24 protein-coding genes are annotated in these 20,834 nt (G+C 47.1%); 11 read left to right on the top strand and 13 right to left on the bottom strand.

Annotation, left to right across the window (positions count from 1 at the left end; translation table 11 throughout):
- Nucleotides 1-2 precede the first annotated feature (2 nt).
- From hmoB to OVA33_RS19810, 3 genes are all read left to right on the top strand, one after another.
- Nucleotides 3-503, top strand: coding sequence for a heme-degrading oxygenase HmoB (gene hmoB, locus OVA33_RS19800; RefSeq protein ID WP_017417382.1), 501 nt, complete (start codon nt 3-5; stop codon nt 501-503).
- Between the two features lie 118 nt (nt 504-621).
- A complete protein-coding gene (locus OVA33_RS19805; protein ID WP_063636866.1) occupies nt 622-2,007 on the top strand; it encodes a hypothetical protein in 1,386 nt (461 codons plus the stop codon).
- 68 nt (nt 2,008-2,075) lie between these two features.
- Nucleotides 2,076-3,263 carry a M20 family metallopeptidase gene (locus OVA33_RS19810; RefSeq protein WP_128974046.1) on the top strand — a complete coding sequence of 396 codons (1,188 nt, stop codon included), beginning with the start codon at nt 2,076-2,078 and terminating at the stop codon, nt 3,261-3,263.
- A gap of 30 nt (nt 3,264-3,293) precedes the next feature.
- Here OVA33_RS19810 and OVA33_RS19815 read toward each other — a convergent pair whose 3' ends face one another.
- From OVA33_RS19815 to ecsA, 3 genes are read right to left on the bottom strand one after another with little or no spacing between them, the layout of a single operon-like run.
- Nucleotides 3,294-3,998: an EcsC family protein gene (locus OVA33_RS19815; RefSeq protein WP_063636868.1), complete on the bottom strand. Its 705-nt coding sequence runs from the start codon at nt 3,996-3,998 to the stop codon at nt 3,294-3,296.
- Nucleotides 3,999-4,040: 42 nt separating this feature from the next.
- Complete coding sequence (locus OVA33_RS19820; protein WP_017417379.1) at nt 4,041-5,267, bottom strand: ABC transporter permease; 1,227 nt, start codon at nt 5,265-5,267, stop codon at nt 4,041-4,043.
- Complete coding sequence (gene ecsA, locus OVA33_RS19825) at nt 5,260-6,003, bottom strand: ABC transporter ATP-binding protein EcsA (protein WP_003155231.1); 744 nt, start codon at nt 6,001-6,003, stop codon at nt 5,260-5,262. Before ecsA ends, OVA33_RS19820 begins: the two co-directional genes overlap by 8 nt.
- Before the next feature lie 491 nt (nt 6,004-6,494).
- Here ecsA and OVA33_RS19830 point away from each other — a divergent pair, with 491 nt between their 5' ends.
- The 3 genes from OVA33_RS19830 to OVA33_RS19840 all read left to right on the top strand — a co-directional run bounded on the left by OVA33_RS19830 (nt 6,495) and on the right by OVA33_RS19840 (nt 8,787).
- Complete coding sequence (locus OVA33_RS19830) at nt 6,495-6,932, top strand: HIT family protein (protein WP_065180668.1); 438 nt, start codon at nt 6,495-6,497, stop codon at nt 6,930-6,932.
- 136 nt (nt 6,933-7,068) lie between these two features.
- A complete protein-coding gene (serC, locus tag OVA33_RS19835) occupies nt 7,069-8,148 on the top strand; it encodes a 3-phosphoserine/phosphohydroxythreonine transaminase (RefSeq protein WP_065180669.1) in 1,080 nt (359 codons plus the stop codon).
- 120 nt (nt 8,149-8,268) lie between these two features.
- Nucleotides 8,269-8,787 (top strand): tryptophan transporter, encoded by a 519-nt coding sequence (locus tag OVA33_RS19840; protein ID WP_012117208.1) that lies wholly within the window; start codon nt 8,269-8,271, stop codon nt 8,785-8,787.
- Nucleotides 8,788-8,844: 57 nt separating this feature from the next.
- Here the strand turns inward: OVA33_RS19840 and OVA33_RS19845 are convergent, their stop codons facing one another.
- Complete coding sequence (locus tag OVA33_RS19845; RefSeq protein ID WP_007409223.1) at nt 8,845-9,036, bottom strand: membrane protein YhzF; 192 nt, start codon at nt 9,034-9,036, stop codon at nt 8,845-8,847.
- 116 nt (nt 9,037-9,152) lie between these two features.
- Between OVA33_RS19845 and OVA33_RS19850 the strand changes: the two genes are divergently transcribed.
- Together OVA33_RS19850 and OVA33_RS19855 are read left to right on the top strand one after the other, a co-directional pair.
- Entirely contained in the window at nt 9,153-9,509 is a 357-nt protein-coding gene (locus OVA33_RS19850) for a YtxH domain-containing protein (RefSeq protein WP_014417330.1), read from the top strand.
- A 179-nt stretch (nt 9,510-9,688) separates the two neighbouring features.
- Entirely contained in the window at nt 9,689-10,300 is a 612-nt protein-coding gene (locus OVA33_RS19855) for an HTH-type transcriptional regulator Hpr (protein ID WP_014417329.1), read from the top strand.
- Here OVA33_RS19855 and OVA33_RS19860 read toward each other — a convergent pair.
- On the bottom strand, nt 10,297-10,638 hold the full coding sequence (locus OVA33_RS19860; protein WP_003155243.1) for a YhaI family protein: 342 nt from the start codon (nt 10,636-10,638) through the stop codon (nt 10,297-10,299). The genes OVA33_RS19855 and OVA33_RS19860 overlap by 4 nt on opposite strands.
- 210 nt (nt 10,639-10,848) lie before the next feature.
- Here OVA33_RS19860 and OVA33_RS19865 point away from each other — a divergent pair, with 210 nt between their 5' ends.
- Both OVA33_RS19865 and OVA33_RS19870 read left to right on the top strand, forming a co-directional pair.
- On the top strand, nt 10,849-11,379 hold the full coding sequence (locus OVA33_RS19865; protein WP_007409225.1) for a DUF3267 domain-containing protein: 531 nt from the start codon (nt 10,849-10,851) through the stop codon (nt 11,377-11,379).
- A gap of 60 nt (nt 11,380-11,439) precedes the next feature.
- Entirely contained in the window at nt 11,440-11,658 is a 219-nt protein-coding gene (locus tag OVA33_RS19870; protein ID WP_003155245.1) for a hypothetical protein, read from the top strand.
- Between the two features lie 57 nt (nt 11,659-11,715).
- On the opposite strand, the gene yhzE2 is transcribed toward OVA33_RS19870, so the two are convergent.
- Together yhzE2 and yhzE1 are read right to left on the bottom strand one after the other, a co-directional pair.
- The gene (yhzE2, locus tag OVA33_RS19875) at nt 11,716-11,802 is read right to left on the bottom strand and encodes a sporulation protein YhzE2 (RefSeq protein WP_003155248.1); all 87 of its coding nucleotides are present in this window, start codon (nt 11,800-11,802) and stop codon (nt 11,716-11,718) included.
- Between the two features lie 124 nt (nt 11,803-11,926).
- Nucleotides 11,927-12,013 (bottom strand): sporulation protein YhzE1, encoded by an 87-nt coding sequence (gene yhzE1, locus OVA33_RS19880; RefSeq protein WP_017417375.1) that lies wholly within the window; start codon nt 12,011-12,013, stop codon nt 11,927-11,929.
- Nucleotides 12,014-12,171: 158 nt separating this feature from the next.
- Between yhzE1 and OVA33_RS19885 the strand changes: the two genes are divergently transcribed.
- Entirely contained in the window at nt 12,172-13,023 is an 852-nt protein-coding gene (locus tag OVA33_RS19885; protein WP_065180670.1) for a peptidylprolyl isomerase, read from the top strand.
- A 39-nt stretch (nt 13,024-13,062) separates the two neighbouring features.
- Here OVA33_RS19885 and OVA33_RS19890 read toward each other — a convergent pair whose 3' ends face one another.
- The 6 genes from OVA33_RS19890 to OVA33_RS19915 all read right to left on the bottom strand — a co-directional run bounded on the left by OVA33_RS19890 (nt 13,063) and on the right by OVA33_RS19915 (nt 20,784).
- Nucleotides 13,063-13,290 carry a sporulation YhaL family protein gene (locus OVA33_RS19890; RefSeq protein ID WP_012117207.1) on the bottom strand — a complete coding sequence of 76 codons (228 nt, stop codon included), beginning with the start codon at nt 13,288-13,290 and terminating at the stop codon, nt 13,063-13,065.
- A 114-nt stretch (nt 13,291-13,404) separates the two neighbouring features.
- Complete coding sequence (gene yhaM / locus OVA33_RS19895) at nt 13,405-14,349, bottom strand: 3'-5' exoribonuclease YhaM (protein WP_003155251.1); 945 nt, start codon at nt 14,347-14,349, stop codon at nt 13,405-13,407.
- 73 nt (nt 14,350-14,422) lie between these two features.
- Nucleotides 14,423-17,305 carry an ATP-binding protein gene (locus tag OVA33_RS19900; protein WP_128974045.1) on the bottom strand — a complete coding sequence of 961 codons (2,883 nt, stop codon included), beginning with the start codon at nt 17,303-17,305 and terminating at the stop codon, nt 14,423-14,425.
- Complete coding sequence (locus OVA33_RS19905; protein WP_025649545.1) at nt 17,302-18,525, bottom strand: metallophosphoesterase family protein; 1,224 nt, start codon at nt 18,523-18,525, stop codon at nt 17,302-17,304. The genes OVA33_RS19900 and OVA33_RS19905 overlap by 4 nt, the downstream gene beginning before the upstream one ends.
- Before the next feature lie 110 nt (nt 18,526-18,635).
- A complete protein-coding gene (locus OVA33_RS19910) occupies nt 18,636-19,895 on the bottom strand; it encodes an ABC transporter permease (protein ID WP_128974044.1) in 1,260 nt (419 codons plus the stop codon).
- On the bottom strand, nt 19,888-20,784 hold the full coding sequence (locus tag OVA33_RS19915) for an ABC transporter ATP-binding protein (RefSeq protein WP_007409231.1): 897 nt from the start codon (nt 20,782-20,784) through the stop codon (nt 19,888-19,890). Before OVA33_RS19915 ends, OVA33_RS19910 begins: the two co-directional genes overlap by 8 nt.
- Nucleotides 20,785-20,834: the final 50 nt, after the last annotated feature.

Here is a 20,834-nt window from a genome sequence, read left to right on the forward strand (position 1 = left end):
ATATGAAGGTTTATATTACATACGGGACAGCCGATTTTTTAAAGACGATTGCAAAGAAACACCCGAGTGAGAATATGGTGCTGATGCAAGGTGAGGATAATGCGGTTTTAATTCATGAAACAAATGGAGAAACCGTTTTTCAGGCGCCCCATTCCTATGAAAGCATCGACAGCGTCGGGGAAATAAAAAATCCGGGCTACGCCGTCCTCAACAACATCGCCGTTACCCAGGAAGGCCGTCCGCTGTTTGAAAACCGGTTTAAAAACCGCGCCGGCAAAGTGGAAAATGAACCCGGTTTTCAAGCCATCCGCGTATTAAGACCGCTCGAAGGCGATACGTATGTCATTTTGACCCTGTGGGAAGAGGAAAAAGCCTTTCAGGATTGGCAGCAGTCAAACTCTTATCAGGAAGCTCATAAAAAACGCGGAACATCTGCCGGCATCGACACGACGTCTATTTTCTCCCGGCCGTCTTATGTAACCGCTTATTACGCAATAGACTAAAAAACCGCCGGAGATTCTCCGGCTTTTTTAATGTCCCGATTTTACGCTTCGTTCTTTGCACCTTCCGCCCGCCTATGAATAACCTGTAGCAATCCTATTTATAAACGGAGTGGTTCAATTGGGGATCGGCGTCTACTCGGTACATCTGCTTTATGTTGCTTTTATCGCGGCCATTATCGTTTTTATGCTTCTCAGAAAAGATACAACCTTTATTTCACTCGCCGGCATTTTTGTGATTGCGCTATGGACGACGCATTCATTCTCCGCTTCGGTCAGCAGCCTGTTTCACAGCTTCACGTATGCCGCCGGAGAATTGCTGCCGACAATTTTTATCATTTGTTTTATCGTGGCGATGAGCGGCCTTTTGACCGAAACCGGTATTAATGAAGCGATGATTTCTCCGTTTGCAAAGCTGATGAAAGGGCCGGCTGTCGCGTATTGGGTTATCGGCTGTCTGATGTTTGCCATCTCTCTTTTTTTCTGGCCGTCACCAGGGGTGGCGCTGATCGGCGCTGTGCTGCTTCCCGCAGCGATCCGGGCGGGCCTTTCTCCGATCGCTGCGGCTATGGCGATGAACCTGTTCGGCCACGGATTCGCTTTATCGGGGGATTACGTCATTCAGGCGGCCCCGAAATTAACGGCCGATGCCGCGGGCATTCCCGTGGGCGATGTCATGCAGGCAAGTATTCCGCTCGTTTTGATCATGGGGTTAACGACGACAATCACCGCTTTCTTCCTCATCATGCGGGATCGAAAAAAAACGAAGACCCCCCTCTCCTTGGACAGCTCCGGTTCTTTGGACACAAGTATGTACCTGCCGAAAAAACTCAGGGTGATCCTGGCGGTTTTCATTCCGCTTGTTTTTCTCGCCGATATTATCTGCATGATCGTATACCGTCTGCAGGGAAACGAGGCGACGGCACTCGTCGGAGGAACCGCGATCGGCATTCTCCTGATCGTTCATTTCATTGTATATAAAGAGCGGCATTTAGAAAAGATCACCGAGTATTTTATCGGCGGTTTTCAATTCGGCTTTAAAGTATTCGGCCCCGTCATTCCGATCGCGGCCTTCTTTTATCTCGGTGACGCGGGTTTTAAAAGTATTTTGAACACCCCGCTGCCGAAAGGATCTGCGGGGATCGTCAATGACCTCGGATTGGCCCTGTCCCATTCTTTTCCGATGTCCGGAGAATTCGCCGGCATCGCCCTGGCAGCAGTCGGTGCGATTACCGGGCTCGACGGGTCAGGGTTTTCCGGTATATCTCTTGCAGGCTCGATGGCAAAGCTGTTTTCTGCCGCGCTTCATACGGACCCGGCCGTTTTAACGGCGCTGGGCCAGATTTCAGCGATCTGGGTCGGGGGCGGAACATTGGTCCCTTGGGCACTGATCCCCGCTGCGGCTATTTGTAAAGTTGATCCGTTTGAGCTTGCCAGGAAAAACTTTATCCCGGTTGCGGCCGGGCTAGTCGTCACAACGATCGCCGCCATCGTCATTCTCCCGTAGCAAAAGGATTGAAATCTTCTGATATTTTCTATACAATCATGGGAAAAGCAGACGAGGGGGCATCGCTTTTGACGTTAACGACACTTCAAAAAAGCTTAAACGCTCAGCTTGACGGGCTGTATGAGGAAATGGTTGAAATCAGGCGTCACCTTCACATGAATCCCGAGCCATCCTTTAAGGAGAAAAAAACACCGGCGTTCATCGCCTCATTTTATGAAAAGCTCGGCGTTCCCATCCGGACGAATGTCGGGGGCAACGGTGTCACAGCCTGTATTGAAGGCGGTGAACCGGGACCGGCCGTGGCACTCAGAGCTGATTTTGACGCTTTGCCGATACAGGATGAAAAAGATGTGCCCTATGCTTCACAAATTCCCGGCGTCATGCACGCCTGCGGGCATGACGGCCATACGGCGGCTCTCCTCGCGGCCGGAAAAGTGCTGTACCGCAACCGGGAAAAACTGAAAGGGTCATTTGTGATGATCCACCAGCACGCTGAGGAATTATCTCCCGGCGGAGCAAAAGCAATGATTGAGGACGGCTGCCTCGAACATGTCGATGCCATTTTCGGCACACACCTATGGGCGACTGAACCCGTCGGAACGGTCTTATGCCGCCCGGGCCCAGTAATGGCCGCCGCTGACGGTTTTACGATTAAAGTCATCGGCAAAGGCGGCCACGGCGCGATCCCTCACGATACGAAAGACGCCGTTTTAATCGGCTCACAAATCGTCACGGCTCTTCAGCATATCGTCAGCCGGCGGGTAAATCCGGTGCAGCCGGCCGTCATCACAGCCGGCTCGTTCACCGCTGAAAATCCGTTTAATGCGATTGCCGATCAGGCAGTCATATCAGGCACCGTCCGCTCATTTGACGAAAGTGTGCGCAGCCTGCTCGAAGCAGAAATAGAAGCCGTCGTAAAAGGAATCTGCTCCATGCACTCCGCTTCCTATGAATATCGTTTCAAACGCGGCTATCCCGCCGTCGTCAATCATCCTGAGGAAGCGGCGCACGCTGCGGCAGCCGCAGCGGAAACAGACGGCGTTACGAAAGTCGTTGAAGGAGAGCCGCAGATGGCGGGAGAGGATTTTTCCTATTATCTGCAGCATACAAAAGGCGCTTTTTTCTTTACGGGCGCCGCTTTAGAAAATGCGGAAACCATTTATCCTCATCACCACCCGAAATTTGATTTTAATGAAAAAGCGATGCTGACGGCCGCCAAGGTGCTTATCGGCGCCGCGGTAAGCTACCCCCGCTGACATAAAAAACATAAAAAAACAGCCGGTACATTACGTACCGGCTGCTGTGATTCTTAAATGAAAAACGTGCCTTGCCGTCTCACCGAGCTGTGACAGCAGTTTATAATTGGCCGCTCCGCCCACGGCGGCTCCGACGACCGGCAAAAGCTGAAACAATTTCACCACGTCCAGATAATCGCGGTATTCCTGCTGAAAAACTCTCCAATCGACATCATGCTTTTTCGAATCCCATTGTTCAATCATTGAGTATATGCGTTTCCGCTGTTCACCGCTTGAGAAAGCCAGCTGAAAAATAAACAGCAAAAACAATTGTTCATCCCTGTCTTTCACATCATAACCGTAAATGGAGGCAAGATCGAACAGACATTTCATTTTAATGGATAGCAGCAAAGGAAAATCAGCCATCCCTAAAAAAATTCCGCCGGCCCCCGTACCGATACCTTCAGCTGCCGCGACCTTTTGGTACGATGCGACGGTTTGTCTGGCGAGGGCATCTTTTTCAGCAAGCGTCATACCGTTTGTATCCCGCTTGCTTTTCACCAGATTTGAACCCGCCATTGTTGCTTCGGTCATTTTTTTAATGCTTTCTGTGATGACGGCATGAATTTTATCGGGAATCCGCTCATTGATTTTCGCCTGCATTCCTTTAGAAAAGCGTTCAAGCATGGAATCTTTGCGCAAAAAACGCGCTTTCCATTGCAGTGCTTCCTGTATCAGCTGCTGATCGTCGGTCATCTGTGTCTCCTTCTTTCATTGAGGTTTCAAAAACCCGATTGATTACAGCTTGCCGTACTTTTTCAATCTTCCGCCCATATACGAAGGCATGATCACAAAAATCAGAACGGCTGAAGCAACAGCCGCATACAGCGCCCCGCTGACTCCCGCGGCATAAGCTGACGCTGCACAGAACAGCAGCGCCTGCACGGTTAATGCCGATTTCATCAGCGAAAAGAAACTTTGCAGCTTCGCTTTCTGATTGACCGGGTAAAGCTCCTGCAGAGAAAGATGATGAAAATGCCCGAACAGCGGCAGAAGCTGTATCCCCGTTATAAAGACGGTAAATACGGTTAACGCCGCCGTTATCCACGGATTGGCGGAAACGAGCATAATAATCAGGATAAAAATAATCGTGAGCCTGACCTGAATGCCGAGATAATCATTTGAACGCAGAAAGGCCCGCGCATACATATAGGAGAACGTTTTCCGCTGTTCAAACGGAATCATTCTGAGCAAAAAGTCGAGATACGCCCGGCGTTTTGCCTGTTTTTTCAGGTGAGGCACATCGGTAAACAGATTGGCGATTCTGTAAAACCGCTGCTTCCTTCTTAATTCATATTCAATATGGGCTTCCCATTTTAATGATTTATGTTTTGCGGCCGATGTGAAATACACATAAAGGCCGGCCATCACAACATAGATGGCGGCAGCGTACACATAAAACGACTGTAAGACGAAGTATAAAAGCAGCATATTGCAGATAAAGCGTATAACCGCATCCATCATTTTCATGCTTCTGTCATTCATAAACGTCATCCGCCACTCCATGGCCTGATTCCACGCTTTTACCGCCAGCATCTGAATAAATACGGCGGCATACGACGCAAGCGACGCCCCCGGACTTACAGCGAAAAACAGAGGCATGCATACAAGCGACAGGGCAATAAGCGGAAACAGCTGTGACAGATAGCTGTACTTAAATGAATGCTTAAAGTATGTCCCCATTTTCGGTTCAAGCGGCAGCAGAAACACGAGGTCCGCTTCCTTTAACAGCGTCCGGACGTATGAACCGGTCAGCACAAATGAAAAGAGCACCGCCATCACCCAAAATGACGGAAAATGAACGGGAATGTCTTTGACCCACTTGCTGTACCAGCTCGCCGCGCCGGCAATAAAAAAGATCAGCACAATGACGAGATGATCATTGAGCATATATTTCATATACATTCTGGTTTCCTTTATATGCTCTTCAAGCCGGGACTGCCAAATAGTAGACATATTATTCATGGCCGGCGTCTTCCTTCGTCAGTTCGATATACAAGTCATCAAGAGCTGCGTCTTTCATGCCGAACTGCTCTCTCAGTTCTTCCAGTGTGCCGCTTGCCCGCACTTCGCCGTTATGTAAAATAATGAAAGCGTCACAGTAGCGCTCTGCCGTAGCCAGGATATGCGTTGACATCAGCACGCTTGATCCGGCTTTTTTCGCGGCGTCCATCCGCTCCAGCAATGCATTGATCGCAAGCGGGTCAAGGCCGAGAAACGGCTCGTCAATGATATAAAGCGAAGGCTCCGCGAGAAACGCGCACATGATCATGACCTTCTGCTTCATCCCTTTGGAAAAGTGAGCGGGAAACCATTTCAGCCTTTTTTCCATTCTGAATTCTTTCAGAAGCGGAGGAAGCCTTTTTTCAAGCGTTTCTTTGGAAAGGCCGTACGCCATGGCCGTCAGCTCCAAATGCTCTTTGAGCGTCAGTTCTTCATAAAGCACCGGCGTTTCGGGGATGTACGTAAATTGCGAGCGGTAGCTTTCCTTATCCTCCGAAAACGTCTTGCCGTTCAGCTCGATCGAGCCTTTATGCGGGTCCATTAATCCGATAATATGACGGATCGTCGTGCTTTTGCCCGCGCCGTTTAATCCGATGAGTCCGACAATCTGGTTCGGCTCAAGGGTGAATGAAACATTTTTTAAGACCGGGTTCCTCGTATAACCGCCGGTTAAGTCTTTTACCGATAGCAGAGACATAATTTCTCCCCTTCTGATTCGTTTTTCTTCATAGTACCAAAAATAAAGTCTGATTTGAAACGATTCCCTTTTTTTCTCACGTGAAAAGTGTGCATAGTTATCGTTTTGGCGGACATCATAATATATGTAGAAGGAAACAGCTTTAATCAACTGAAAATGAGGTGTTTATAAAAGACGTCTTAGAACAGTTGGATGAAAATCAATATGTCCTGTGCTTACAATTTCTTCACACACTGCTTTGATGATGTTCTTCATTCATGATGAAATAATCAAATGAGGTGTTTGTCCCAGGAATGATTAAGCAGACCCATAAGTCTTCATTTTAAAAACAAATGAGGTGCTTACAAAAGGCATATTCAATTTTCTGTGATAAAGCTTCGTACTTCTGCATCAGGGTGAACGCGCAGCCGTTCATCCTGTTTTTTGTTTTGGCCGTTTTTGTGGTACGATGAGAATATACATATATTTCTTTTCAGGGAGGAAACCCATCTATGCACAAAGCGGACGATTGTATTTTCTGCAAAATCATTGCCGGTGACATTCCGTCTTCAAAAGTATACGAAAATGAACACGTCGTGGCGTTTCTTGATATCAGCCAGGTCACAAAAGGCCATACGCTCGTGATTCCGAAAACACATATCGAAAACGTGTACGAGTTTACGCCTGAGCTTTCTAAAGAATATTTTGAAGCCGTGCCGAAAATCGCACGCGCCATCCGCGATGAATTCGAGCCGATCGGGCTGAATATTCTCAATAACAACGGTGAAAAAGCGGGCCAATCGGTGTTCCATTTTCACATGCATATCATTCCGCGTTACGGAAAAGGCGACGGTTTCGGGGCTGTCTGGAAGACCCACGCCGAAGACTATACGCCTGACGATCTTCATGAGATCGCTTCAACCGTCAGAAAACGGCTTGCCTCATCTTAAAGATGAGGTTTTTTTGCGTCCGGAAACACAAAAAACATAAAATTATATTTTTTCATATCAAAAAAATCAAAAAATTGTGATAGGATAATTGTATTATTTCTTACACTAAAGCGGAAAACAGGGAGAGATCGTAAACATGGAACGTACAACGAATTTCAATGCAGGACCCGCAGCCCTTCCACTGGATGTGCTGCAAAAAGCACAAAAAGAATTTGTCAACTTCAATGATACCGGCATGTCCGTCATGGAGCTGTCCCACCGGAGCACGGAATATGATGCGGTGCACCAAAAAGCCAAAAGCCTTCTGAAAGAACTGATGGATATTCCTGACGATTATGATATTTTATTTCTTCAAGGCGGCGCAAGCCTTCAATTCTCCATGCTGCCGATGAACTTTTTAACGCCGGAAAAAACGGCGCACTTCATCGTAACAGGCGCATGGTCTGAAAAAGCACTCGCCGAGGCGAAACTGTTCGGAAACACATCCGTCACGGCAACAAGCGCAGATTCAAACCACAACCGCATACCGGAAGCGGACCTCTCAGGAATCAAAGACGGCGCCTACCTGCATATTACGTCAAACAACACGATTTTCGGAACGCAGTGGAAAGAGTTCCCGAATTCACCGATCCCGCTCGTAGCCGACATGTCAAGCGACATCCTGAGCAGAAAAATTGATGTCAAAACGTTTGATGTCATCTATGGCGGAGCCCAGAAAAACCTCGGGCCGTCCGGCGTCACGGTCGTCATCATGAAAAAATCATGGCTTGAAAACGAAAACGCCAACGTCCCTAAAATTTTGAAATACTCCACTCACACAAAAGCCGATTCACTGTATAATACGCCGCCTACATTTGCGATTTATATGCTGAGCCTCGTCCTTGAATGGCTGGCTGAAAACGGCGGTGTCGAAGCGGCTGAACGGCGCAATCAGGAAAAAGCCGACGTCCTGTACGGCACAATCGACGCAAGCGGCGGGTTTTACGCGGGGCATGCCGCAAAAGACAGCCGTTCTCACATGAACGTCACGTTCACCCTCCGCGACAACAGTCTCACGAAAAAATTCGTTGAAGAAGCGAAAGCGGCTAAAATGATCGGACTCGGAGGCCACCGCTCAGTCGGAGGCTGCAGGGCGTCTATCTACAACGCCGTCAGCCTGGCTGATTGTGAAAAACTGGCTCAGTTTATGAGAAAGTTCCAGCAGGAAAACGAATAAATTTCTTCTAACATAACGGTTCCTTTGATATACTGTTTGCATATCAATTTTTCCGGCCATCGCAATAAATGACGAGCATATTATTGGATGGCGAAAAAGCTTAGCAGAGGAGAGCTTAGTATGAAAACAAAAGAATTAGTCATTATGGCCCTGTTTGCGGCAATCGGAGCGGTGCTTCATTCCATTATGCCGCCGGTATTATTCGGAATGAAACCCGATATGATGCTTGTGATGATGTTTATGGGTATTCTGTTATTCCCCCGTGTGCAGAACGTGCTGATGATCGGGATTGTAACGGGTATCATTTCCGCACTCACGACATCTTTTCCGGGCGGACAGCTTCCGAATATCATTGAAAAACCGGTAACGGCGTTTCTGTTTCTCGCGCTGGCGCTTTTGGTGAAAAAGAGCGTGAAAACAGCGGCCGCCGCCGTCATTACGATAGCCGGCACCTTCATCTCCGGTTTGCTCTTTTTGGCGCTGGCCCTTCTGATTGTCGGCCTGCCGGGCGGATTCACCGCATTGGTGCTCGCGGTCGTCCTTCCGGCGGCTGCGCTGAATACGATCGCCATTATCATTATGCATCCGATTGTGCAGACGATCTTAAAACGGTCCAATATGATTGAAACGGTGAAATAACCGCATACCGAAACCTCTTCCGGCCGGAAGAGGTTTTTTAATGTGTTTCAGCATGTTTTATACGAGAAGTTTTGTGAAAAAGATAAGGAACAATGCGAGGGCGGTTCCTGCTGAGCAGACGATGGCCTTTTGGCGGACGACCCGCTTCGGCGGATAAGAAGCGGCCTGGCCGAGCAGTTTCAGGTAATAAACGGCGCCCGCCGCAAAGACAAGAGCCATACAAGATAAAACAATCATAAAGACAGACAACCTTCTCCCTCCTTTTCCCTTAAAAAATATGCTAAAATAAAGCAAGCTATGTATAGAAGTTTATTCTTCTGAACAAAAATGATAAAAGTTATGAGAAAAAAAACGGGGTGATTCAAATGGCTGACGGACGTTCCCTTTTAACAGGCCTTTTCGTAGGCGGATTGATCGGAGGCGCAGCGGTGTTACTCTCGGCTCCTTCATCCGGAAAAGAGCTGCGGGGCAAAATCAAAGAGAATTGCAATTCAATTGAGGACACAATCAAACGGTTAAAAAAAGACGGAATGGCGCTTAAGGACCAGCTTGTCCAAACGGCGAAAGAAAGCGCAGAAGTCATTAAAGACGTAGGCGGAGAGCTTCAGACCAGCATTAAAAGGTGGCAGGAGGAAATCAAGCCGCACCAGCAGGATCTCCAAAAGGAAATCGCTGATATCGAAGAGAAAATCAGACAGCTGGAGAAAACCTTACAAAACTAATATCCTATACAACCAAAAAAAGTGCGGACCTATTGCGTTCCGCACTTTTTTTTGCGGTTTAAAGCCTTTCCCAGCAAAGGATTAAGAATTTATTATAAAATTCTTAAATTTTCATCTTTATTAATCTTTATTTTATTGGCATAATAGAGGAAAAGAAAATGTGAAGCAGGTGATCTGTATTGAATCGTGTTGAACCGCCTTACGATCTAAAAGAAGCTTTAATCTATACCCAAAAAATGGCGCAGCTGTCCAAAGCGCTCTGGAAATCTATCGAGAAAGACTGGCAGAATTGGCTGAAGCCGTACGACCTTAATATTAATGAGCATCATATATTATGGATTGCCTATCAGCTTAAAGGAGCTTCTATTTCAGAAATCGCCAAATTCGGCGTTATGCACGTATCAACTGCATTTAACTTTTCAAAAAAGCTTGAAGAACGGGGATATCTGAAATTTTCCAAGCGGCTGAATGATAAACGGAACACGTACATTCAGTTAACTGAAGAAGGGGAAAATGTATTCGAAAGCCTGCTTGAGGAGTTTGATCCGTCGAGGAACGCGGTGTTTAAAGGCTCACAGCCGATCTACCACTTATTCGGGAAGTTTCCTGAGGTTGAAGAATTAACCTGTGTCATCCGCCACATTTACGGCGAAGATTTTATGGAGATATTCGAGAAATCATTGACAAACATAAACAATGATTTTGAAAGTGAAGACGGAAGGCTGAAGAAAAAAACGGACGAATCGGCTGTCCATGAAACGGCTGAAGAGCTGGAACCGATCAACAGTTAATCAAAGTGCTTCATAATCTCAATAAACTCTTCCATCAGCGCTGTATAAAGCCCCTGCTCATACAGAGCAAAAATCGTTTCATGAACATCTAATTTTTCGTTCAGCTGTCCCGCAAAAAGCGCAAGGAGCTTGTCAAACGTCACAAAGCCTTGCGCTTTTTGCGACTCCAGCTCGTCCTCCAATTCGCGGCAGATCCGCCCGACCTCTTCTCCTTCTTCTTCGGTCAGCCCTTTTTCAATCATCATCGCATAAAAAGGGTACTTATCCATATCCACCGTTTTCACCAGCAATTGTATGTAATATTCTAAACGCCCGATACGCTGATCCATTGAATCCATCCGTTTCACTTCTTTCTATCTTTAATCTTATTTTAGCTGATAATGAATGGAGAAGAAAGGTTAAACCGTACATTTCCATGTTTCACCGAGCTCTTCTGTTCTTCTCTTTCCAGGTTTATTTTTTTCTTTAAAAAAGGATTGATTTTTTCTCCTGAAGAGAGTAAATTATTTTGAGATTGTATTCCATCTTTGTACGGAAGGATGACTCTGATGAATTGCTGGAAAACCATTAATCTGATCAAAGATTATGGTGCGGTTCGTTTATTATTGACTGCTGTAGGTTTTATGATCCTGTTTTTTATATGCAACTTCTTGGCATTCGGGCTGCTGCGTCCGAATATCAGTTTAAGTGACGGGCACGTGTTTGCTTTTTGTGTTCTGCTCGTTGTTACTTTATTTGTACATAAAGTCATACATGTCCTGCCGATGATCTGTAAAAAAAGAAAAAAGGAAATGAAAATGTACTTCTTGCGGATGCCGACATGGAAAGGCATACCGAAAACGACGATGCTGATTTCAACGATCAGCCCGTTTTTATTCATTACGCCGTTATTGTTTTATGCCGGACTGGCATTTCCGAGACACGCTCATTACTTTTATATGATTTCGAGCATTCATGCGGGGTATTGCCTGCCTGATCTTCTGTTTGCGCTCCATCTGGTCAAAGCGCCCAAATCATGTCTGATTGACCAGGAATCCGACGGTTTTGATATTTTAGTAAAAAAAGTGCCGGAGTCTTGATGTCCCGCTGATTTTTCAGGTTACATTCTATCTTTTTTAATAAATATTTGGTAATGTAATATGGGAGCAGTTCAGAGAGAGGGGGAATCTCCCATCATTTTATTCTATTTTATCGTGGCTGCCCTGTTTATTCTTTATTTCATAAACAGGCTCACAAATACATTATGCCTTGTCAGAGAGATTCCTGAAGACCGGCAGGATAAGGTATTCCGTTTTATTAATGTATCTATTTTAATTTTACTGATCTCTTCATTCGTCGAGATCTCCTTTACTGTGTAAACAGGCAAAAAAATATGGCTGACGGAGGTCTGACCCCCCGACAGCCATATTTTTTTCTTAATAAAGCCAAGAAGCGCCGATGATGATCAATAAGATGAACAGAACAACCAATAATGCAAAACCGCCTGCAAATACTTCACCCATCTCCAAAAGCACCTCCTACAAAACGTTTTATTTTTCCAATTACATCATATGCAATTTACTTCTGAAACGATTAGGCGCCCGGGTAAGAAAACGGACCGCTTTTAGAAAAAGCGATCCGTTTCGCTTAGCAAATGTAAGCTGCACCTACGATGATAAGCAATATGAACAGTACTACGAGCAGCGCGAAACCGTTTGAATATCCTCCGCCCATGGTTCATTACCTCCTTTTCATGATCAATATATTTGTATGTATCAGGAAAAAGTTTGACTAGACGAATGCCCTTTATTTAAAATCTTTTTACAGAAAGCCACAATATGTTATGATACGCATATGCAATTTAATTTGGATGATTAGGAGTGTTTAAAGGAATGAAGAAAATCGCGATAGCAGCTATTACGGCAACGAGCGTCCTGGCTCTCAGCGCTTGCAGCAGCGGCGACAACGACGTAATCGCCAAGACAGATGCCGGAAATGTAACAAAAGGCGAGCTCTACACGAACATGAAAAAAACTGCGGGTGCAAGTGTGCTGACACAGCTCGTACAAGAAAAAGTATTAGCAAAAAAATACAAAGTAACGGATAAAGAAATCGATAACAAGCTGAAAGAGTACAAAACGCAGCTCGGTGATCAGTACAGCGCCCTTAAACAGCAGTACGGCGAAGATTACCTGAAAGATCAGGTGAAGTACGAACTGCTTGCACAAAAAGCGGCGAAAGACAACATCAAAGTGACTGACTCCGAAACGAAAGAATATTACGACGGCTTAAAAGGTAAAATCCGCGCAAGCCACATCCTTGTCGCTGACAAAAAGACAGCTGACGAAGTGGAGAAAAAGCTGAAAAAAGGCGAGAAGTTTGAAACGCTTGCGAAAGAATACTCAACCGACAACTCAAAAGACAGCGGCGGCGATCTTGGCTGGTTCGATAAAAAATCAATGGATGAAACATTCAGCAAAGCTGCATTCGGCCTGAAAGTCGGACAAGTCAGCGATCCGGTCAAAACAAAATTCGGTTATCATATCATCAAAAAGACGGAAGAACGCGGCAAATATGATGACATGAAAAAAGAACTGAAAGAAGAAGTTCTTAAGCAGAAATTAAAAGACGGATCAGCTGTACAGGCGGCAATTCAAAAAGTCATGAAAAAAGCTGACGTAAAAGTGGAAGACAAAGACTTAAAAGACACGTTTAACACTTCAACATCTTCTGAATCTAAATAAAAAAAACTGTGCGGGCTCTCGGCGAGCCGCACAGTTTTTTTATGCGATGGAATGATTGGAGTTTTCTTCCGCATCCCCGTTTTCACTTGCGGGCGCCGCCATACGGCGCTCGCGTTCCTGTTCCATCCGTTCAATATACACCCTTCCTTCTTTTTCAATAAACGACTGGTCAAGCTTTTCCTCTTCTTTAGCTGTTGTGAAAAGCTTATATGCGCTGAAAATAATTCCGATAATGCAAAGGTATACCCACCAAGGAAAAAATAGCACGTCGGTTTCCTCCCTTTTTCACCCAGAGTCTTTATTCTAAGTTATGCTTGATAAAGACAAGTTATGAGAGCTGAACGTAAAAAAGACCGATCATAGAGAATCGGCCTTTTTATCTTATTGATGGAAAGTCGGTTTATAGAAAGAACGGTTTTCAAGCGCAAATACACGCTCTGTGTATTCGCCCGGCTTCACCCGTTCCAGCGCTCTGTCCATCATGATCATTTTTGCATCCAGATTATCAATGTAGTGCAGAATTTCCGCTTCTTTCACCATCGGCGGTTTCGGGCTTCCCCATTCCGCTTTTCCGTGATGGCTTAAAATCAAATGTTTCAGAATCAGCACTTCTTCAGCGTCAATCTGAAGCTCTTCGGCTGCTTTTGAAAGCTCTGTCACCATGATCGAAATGTGCCCGAGCAGATTCCCTTCCACGGTGTACGTTGTGGAGACGGGGCCTGAAAGCTCTTTTACTTTGCCGAGATCATGCAGAATGACTCCGGCATACAGTAAATCCCGGTCAAGAGACGGATACAGATCGGCAATCGCTTTTGCCAGGTTCAGCATGGACACTACATGATACGCGAGCCCGGAGACGAACTCATGGTGGTTTTTAGCCGCAGCCGGGTAATCCATAAACTCAGCCGCATATTTTTTGACCAGATGTCTTGTGATCCGCTGGATGTTTGGATTTTTCATTTCAAAAATGTATTGAGTGACGGTTTCCATCATTTCATTTTTCGGAATTGGCGCCGTTTCCAGAAAATCATCAATGCTGACATTTTCGTTCTCGCCGGCCGGCCGGATGTTTCTCAGCTTAAGCTGGTTTCGTCCGCGATAGTGATGGACATCTCCGATCACCTTCACGATCGTCTGCGCCGCGTACGTTACTTCATCAGTCGGCTTGGCATCCCACAGCTTCGCTTCGATATCTCCCGATTGGTCCTGCAGCATTAACGTCAGGAATGGTTTTCCGTTGCTTGCGATTCCTTTAGTCGAAGATTTAATCAGAAAGTATTGATCGACCTGCTCGCCGACCTCGTGCAGCATAATACCTTTTGCCATTCTATTAAAAGCTCCCTCCATATCTTACATAATACCAGTATAGCACATACCTCTTTTTTGAAAATAAACTCTTTTATGACAGGAGCCGCATGACTTGTCCGCTGTGAAAAGACCGGCTGACATGCTCATGGCAGGTGAAATAAAGTATCTGCCGCCCGCCTTCTGAAAGCTGATTCAGCACATCAAACAGCCGCTGCAGCCGCTGCCTGTCAAAATGGACAAAACTGTCATCAAGTAAAAACGGCAGTGATACCGCAGATTCCCTCTCTGACGCAAGGGCAAAACGAATCGCCGCATAAAGCTGCTCGCACGCCGCCTGTGACAGTTCGCCTGCAGAAAACACCGTTCCGTCTTTCCGCATGACCATAATGGAATCATCAGCCTCGGAAAAATACAATTTGTGATAGCGTCCGTCCGTAAGCGGTCCGTATAATGCACCGGCGGTTTCTAACAGACGGGGAAGCGTCACTTTTTTATGCCGCTCCATTTTTTCCCTGATAATGTGTCTGACCGTCTGTAATGCGGCCCACTCTTTAGCGGTTTTTTTCACGCGCTCCTTCTGCATTTCTGTCTGCTGTTTTAAATCGGATACAAGCCCCGAGGACTCCAGCTGCTCTTGCTTCACCGTTAATAAAGCGGTTTGCTCACGGAGCTGCGCGTTTTTTTCCTCAAGCGTTTTTTTCTTTGTTTCCTTCTGAACGACTGTATGTTCAAGTTCGGACACTGTGCGGCTCATGTACGGCTCCAGCTGTTTTCCGCCTATGCCGGACAAGTGCGTTTTGATTTCGCGCAGCTGCCGCTCTGTTTCCCGGCGGCTTTCATTCAGCCTGGCGAGTTCACAAAAGTGTTCGCGGTTTTTTGCGCCTGCCGCCATGAAAAGCTGTTTGACCTGCTGTTCGTAGTAATGAACTTCTTCGTTTAATTCACGCATTTGCTCTTGTGCATGCAGCAGATCCGTTTCGAGCGCCTGTTTTCGTTTTGCTTCTTCACGGGCCCGTTCCGCCTGCGCCAGCAAAACGTGCAGTCTTTCTTTTACGGACAGCTCCCTTCCGTCTGAAGGACTCAGCTTTTTGACCCGGTCCTCAAATGCTCTTTGCAGCTTTTGCAGCCGGCCCGCTTCAATGGTCAGCTCATGCTTGTTAAGGATTTCTTTTTTGACATCTTTCATCACATGATATGCGTCAAGAAGATGGGAATGACTTCCTGAAAACCCCAGTTCCTTCATAAAAAGTTCCGCCTGTTTTTCAGACGGCGCCATTTCCGCCTCCCATTCTTCATATTGGCGGATGATTCTTTCATATGCCGCTTCTTTCTGTTCAAGCACGGCTTGATCCGCAATCAGCTGCTGCCGGTGCCGGCCGTCACGCCAAAGCTCTTCCTGCAGAAGATCAGCCGCTTCTTTAGAGATCGCCGGCTTCTTTTTCTTGTGTCCGGGCCCTCCTCTTTCTGACGGCAACGGTTTTTGCATGCCGGACAGCATATACAGCAGCAGAGCGCCGGTAAAAAGGGCGGCGGGCAGCCATTCCTTTAACATAGCGAAAATCGCAATGAACAGAATGCCCGCACCGAGAAAGAGCTTTTTTTGTCTGGCGCGCTGTTTTTCCAGATGCTGAACATGTGCCTGCCATTCGTTTCCTTCTGTATCAGCCGTTTGCTTATATGATTGTAAAGCGGCTTCTTTTTCTTTCCTGACAGCGGGGTCCAAAATGTTTTCCGCCGTCACGGCATGTTTTCGTTCGGCTTCTTCCAGCTCCAGCCGCGCTTGTTCGAACATCGCATCAAGCTGTGCCTTTCTTTCTCTTGCCTGTCCGGCGCTCTGCACGGCTTCCTGCAGCCGCCATTCATATTCATAATCGGTGTTCAGTGAAAGAATGCCGTCTTCCTCATGTCTTCCGAGCTGCTGCAATCCTGACGAAACGCGGGCAGATGTCTGCCGGATCTGTGATTGGATGGCGGCAAGCTGTTCGCCGCGCGATTCGTACATATGCTGCTCGCCGGAAAGCTCCTGCAGCTGCCGCTCTTTTTGCAGCAAGTCCTCATTTGGAGCGAGCAGCTCAGCCTGCCGCCGGAGTTCATCCGCTTTTGCCCGAAGCCCCTCAAGACGGGCCGCTTTCGGATGGAGATGCGATTCGTATTTTTCAAGCTGATGCATTCCGTCCTTCGGGAATTGCTTCAATGCTTCCGGATAAGAAGAAAGTTCGCTTTCCAAGGCTGTTTTTTTATCTGCGAGCGGCTTTGCTTCTATCGCTGATTTTACTGTTTTGATTTCTTCAGTTATGTCTTTCAATCGTGCTTCGGCATCCTGCAAACGGCCGCCGGCGCTTTTTTTCTCTTCCAGAAGGCTGTGATAGCCCGCTTCCGCAGCTTCCGCCTGTTTCAGCTGGGCGCTGAACCGCTTTAATGTATCCAACTCCTGATTTAAGCGGGGGTTCCGCCCGTTCGGCTTATACATCCTGTCAAGTTCTTTTGCCAGCCGCCCGTCAAGCTTTGCCGCCGCTTCCGACCCGAATAAGCTCGAATACAGGAGAAACTCGCCGATTTTGTCCCGGTTAAAAGCTTGAATCTCCTGCAGTCCGAATACATCGAACGAATAGATCGCTTCGTACAGCGCCCGGTCTGTATCGGAGAGAAGCTGTTTGAGCCATTCTCCGTCCTTGATTTCGCCTGAAGCCATATACACTCTGACTTTTTCGGCAGCGCCTTTTGTCCGTTCGATTTTGACAGCGCCGTGATCGACATGCTTCAATTCCACAGTGCCGCCGTAAACCCCGCCGTTTTTCGGTTCGTATTTTTTTGATTTCGGAAAACCGAACAGTACGCTTTTGATAAAGGACATCAATGTCGTTTTCCCCGCTTCATTTAACCCGTAGATCACTTGCACGGAAGAATCTGACAGCTGAAAACTTCGGTCGGAAAATTTTCCGTATTGGTAAATATGCATCGCCGTTATTTTCATCGCTGAAGCTCCTTCATCTGGCGTCTTAAAACGGCTTGAGCCTGCCGCTTAATATCCAGTATCTCTTCATCTGTAAATGAAGCCATCTGACGCCGGTATACGGGATGACGCTCAAGGGCTTCAAATACACCGCTCATGTCCGCGCATTGTTCTATGTCCTGAAGGAGCCCTTTAAAAAACGGATCGGGCGGCACGGTGTCTGTTTCATCCGTCCGATCCTCAAGCGCAAGCGGCCAGACGAAACATTCCTCTTCGGCCTCTTCCTCCTGTAAAGCGGAAAGAAGCTCCTCCGCGATGCCTGCGGGCGCCTCCGTCCAAAAGCGGGGCGCCGCGCCGCGAAGCACCAGCCTGACACATGCCGGGCGGCCCGCCGCGCGCAAGCCGGAGAATGTATCCGATGCGGCTTTCAGAAGTGAAGTCATATGTTCAGCTCCGGAGATATCAAGATCAATTTCCTCCCATAACACATCATGCGCTTCTTTGAATTCCCAAGACATCTCACCGTTTGCCGCCCGGACGAGATAATATCCCTTAGGCCCGGTTTCTTTTAAATGCCGTGCTTGAATATTCCCGGGGTAAATGGCGGCGGGATGCCGGGCGGACAGAACCTGCCGTTTATGAATGTGTCCGAGCGCCCAGTAATCCATGCCGCTTTTTTCAAGGTCTTCTTTCGTAAACGGGCAGTACGGGTCATGCCCTTCCGCTCCTGATAACATGCCGTGGAGCATGCCGATATGATAAGGCGCGCCGGTCATTTTCCGGTAACGGGCCGCCTGATTGACCGTTACGCTTCTTTCTTGATAGCTGCATCCGTATATGCTTGCCGCAAGCTCTCCGTTTTTAAAGAAGGATTTTTCCTCCGGTGTATCCGAGGTGAAGATATGTACATTTTCCGGCCATTCAATCGGCGTCCACTTACCGCCCAAATGATCATGGTTGCCGAATATGACGAACACTTGGATATCCGCTTCCTGTAATCTCGTAAACTGTTTTCTCAAAAACAGCTGGGCTTTTAAACTTCTGTTGGCTTCGTCAAACAGATCCCCCGAAAGCAGCACGAAATCTGCCTGCTCCCGGAGTGCCCCGTCCGTCAGTCGGCGGACGCTGTGAAATGTGCTTTCTTTAATACGCGCATATACCGGTTCAGGCAGATTCGAAATGCCGTAAAACGGGCTGTCCAGATGCAGGTCAGCGGCATGAATAAACGTCAGATCAGCCATCTCGCCCTCCCCTTTCTGCAAATTGAATTACCATTATTTTAGCACCGTTTTTATACGAATGCACGTTCTGCAAAATAAAAAAACAGCCCGGCTGTTCCGGGCTGTTTCTCTTATTTTTTGGAGATGCGCAACGCTTGTTTAATCGCTTTGAATCCGCTGGCGTTTCCGTAAATCAATACGCCGCCTTTGTAAATTTTCGCGCCGACCGCCGCAAAGATCACGATAGTGACCAGTGTCAGGGCGATTCCGGCCGCAGCCTGCCAAAACGGGATATCGAGCATCCCGACGCGTAAAAACATAATCATCGGCGTGAAAAACGGAATGTAAGATGTAACGGTAATAAAACCGGCGTCAGGATTGCCGATGCCGAACATGGCGATCATAAAACCTGCGACGACTAAAAAAACCATCGGCTGAATCGTCTGCTGTACGTCCTCTATCCGGCTGACAACACTGCCGAGAAACGCGGCAAGCGTCGCGTAAAGAAAATAGCCGAGCAAATAGAAAATGACGGCATAGACTATCGTCGAGACGGGAACATCCGTAAAATTGAGAAATGCACTGATCGGCGACGACGCCTCATTATGAGGGTTCAGCTTCAGTGAGAGATAACCCGCCGCAATCAGCACCGCAAACTGTGTGATCCCCACGAGCGCGATACCGAACAGTTTGGCAAACATCTGCTGAATCGGCGGCATGCTTGAAATTAAAATTTCCATGACGCGGGACGATTTTTCCGTCGCCACTTCCATCGCAATCATGCTTGCGTACATGATAACTGAGAAGTAGATGACAAACAGCATGATGTATACAAGCCCCATTACCTGACCGAGCTCTTCCTCAGATTTCGCCCCTTTTTCCAGCGCGTCTTTGCTGACTTCCAGCGGAGTGTAGAGGCTGCTGACTTTTTCTGCCGAAATGCCGAGCTTGGCGGTTTCGACAGCGGTTTTTGTCTGGGTTAAAGCCTGCTTGAGCAGTTTATACGCTGATTCATCGGAAATGGTCAGCGCCTTGTATGCTCCTGTTATCGTTCCTTTTTGATCTTGTCTGATGATAAACAGTCCGTCCCATTCACCGTCTTTGACTCGCTTTACGGCATCTTTTTCGGACTCCTTCGTCTCCATTGCCTGCAGATCATTGTCTGTATCCGCCGCTTTAAGCTGTTTTGCAAACGCCGGGTACAGCCCGCCCGTTTCATCAATCACCGCGATTTGCTGCTTGCCGTCATCCGATTGAAACACGGATATAATCGATTGCAGGTTGGTCACCGCTAATACTAATAAAACGGTAATGGCGGTCGAAATAATGAATGACTTTGCCGCGATTTTGTTTTTATATGTATGAAACAGCATAATCCAAAATTTATTCATAAACGGCCCCCACCTTTTCTATAAAAATATCATGCAGTGACGGCTCTTCCAATTCGAACTTCCGTATAAAACCTTTCCCTTGCAGGGCCCGGAAAATATCCTGAGAAACCGGTTCATTCGCGACCTGCAGTCTGATCCCGTCATTTGTTTCCTTCCATTTCACGACGCCTTCATGCGTTTTTAAAAAGCTGAGGTCATCATCTGAATGAACGGTGACATTTTTTTTGCCGAAAGACCGCTTAATGTCTTTCAGATTGCCCTGAACGACGGGTTTTCCCTTCTGGAGAATGCACAAATTCTCACAAAGTTCTTCCACATGCTCCATTCGGTGGCTTGAAAAAACGATGGAAACGCCGCTGTTTTTCAAAGAAATGACCGCTTCTTTCAGCAGCTCGACATTCACCGGATCAAGACCGCTGAAAGGTTCATCGAGAATCAGCAGTTCAGGCTTATGCAGGACGGCCGAAATGAACTGGATTTTCTGCTGGTTTCCTTTCGACAGCTCTTCGACTTTCTTATTCTTGTAATCTGTAATGCCGAACCGCTCGAGCCATGTCATGAGCTCTTTTTCCGCCTCTTTTTTGCCCATTCCTTTTAATCTCGCCAGATAGACAAGCTGGTCACTCACCTTCACTTTCGGATACAGCCCCCGCTCTTCCGGGAGATAGCCGATTTTTTCACTGATGGAATAATTGACCGGCTGTCCTTTCCAGGTGATATGCCCGTCAGTCAGGCTTAAAAGACCTAAAATCATCCGAAAGGTCGTCGTTTTTCCCGCGCCGTTTGCGCCGAGCAGCCCGAACATTTCCCTTTCAGGTATTTGCAGGTTCAAATTGTCAACAGCGGTAAAGCTGCCGAATGTTTTCGTTACGTTTTCAATTGTAAGCACAAATCCAACTCCTTCCTTGACCCATTATATACTAATAATGGGTAAAAATT

Origin of the sequence: Bacillus sp. KICET-1 (assembly GCF_027721405.1) — a bacterium.
Taxonomy (GTDB): Bacteria; Bacillota; Bacilli; order Bacillales; family Bacillaceae; genus Bacillus; species Bacillus velezensis.

Coding starts and splice junctions, on each gene's coding strand:
- hmoB (WP_017417382.1), top strand. CDS start 3: ATGAAGGTTTATATTACATACGGGACAGCCGATTTTTTAAAGACGATT.
- OVA33_RS19815 (WP_063636868.1), bottom strand. CDS start 3,998: ATGACCGACGATCAGCAGCTGATACAGGAAGCACTGCAATGGAAAGCG.
- OVA33_RS19820 (WP_017417379.1), bottom strand. CDS start 5,267: ATGAATAATATGTCTACTATTTGGCAGTCCCGGCTTGAAGAGCATATA.
- ecsA (WP_003155231.1), bottom strand. CDS start 6,003: ATGTCTCTGCTATCGGTAAAAGACTTAACCGGCGGTTATACGAGGAAC.
- OVA33_RS19830 (WP_065180668.1), top strand. CDS start 6,495: ATGCACAAAGCGGACGATTGTATTTTCTGCAAAATCATTGCCGGTGAC.
- serC (WP_065180669.1), top strand. CDS start 7,069: ATGGAACGTACAACGAATTTCAATGCAGGACCCGCAGCCCTTCCACTG.
- OVA33_RS19840 (WP_012117208.1), top strand. CDS start 8,269: ATGAAAACAAAAGAATTAGTCATTATGGCCCTGTTTGCGGCAATCGGA.
- OVA33_RS19850 (WP_014417330.1), top strand. CDS start 9,153: ATGGCTGACGGACGTTCCCTTTTAACAGGCCTTTTCGTAGGCGGATTG.
- OVA33_RS19860 (WP_003155243.1), bottom strand. CDS start 10,638: ATGGATTCAATGGATCAGCGTATCGGGCGTTTAGAATATTACATACAA.
- OVA33_RS19865 (WP_007409225.1), top strand. CDS start 10,849: ATGAATTGCTGGAAAACCATTAATCTGATCAAAGATTATGGTGCGGTT.
- OVA33_RS19870 (WP_003155245.1), top strand. CDS start 11,440: ATGGGAGCAGTTCAGAGAGAGGGGGAATCTCCCATCATTTTATTCTAT.
- yhzE2 (WP_003155248.1), bottom strand. CDS start 11,802: ATGGGTGAAGTATTTGCAGGCGGTTTTGCATTATTGGTTGTTCTGTTC.
- yhzE1 (WP_017417375.1), bottom strand. CDS start 12,013: ATGGGCGGAGGATATTCAAACGGTTTCGCGCTGCTCGTAGTACTGTTC.
- OVA33_RS19885 (WP_065180670.1), top strand. CDS start 12,172: ATGAAGAAAATCGCGATAGCAGCTATTACGGCAACGAGCGTCCTGGCT.
- yhaM (WP_003155251.1), bottom strand. CDS start 14,349: ATGGCAAAAGGTATTATGCTGCACGAGGTCGGCGAGCAGGTCGATCAA.
- OVA33_RS19900 (WP_128974045.1), bottom strand. CDS start 17,305: ATGAAAATAACGGCGATGCATATTTACCAATACGGAAAATTTTCCGAC.
- OVA33_RS19905 (WP_025649545.1), bottom strand. CDS start 18,525: ATGGCTGATCTGACGTTTATTCATGCCGCTGACCTGCATCTGGACAGC.
- OVA33_RS19910 (WP_128974044.1), bottom strand. CDS start 19,895: ATGAATAAATTTTGGATTATGCTGTTTCATACATATAAAAACAAAATC.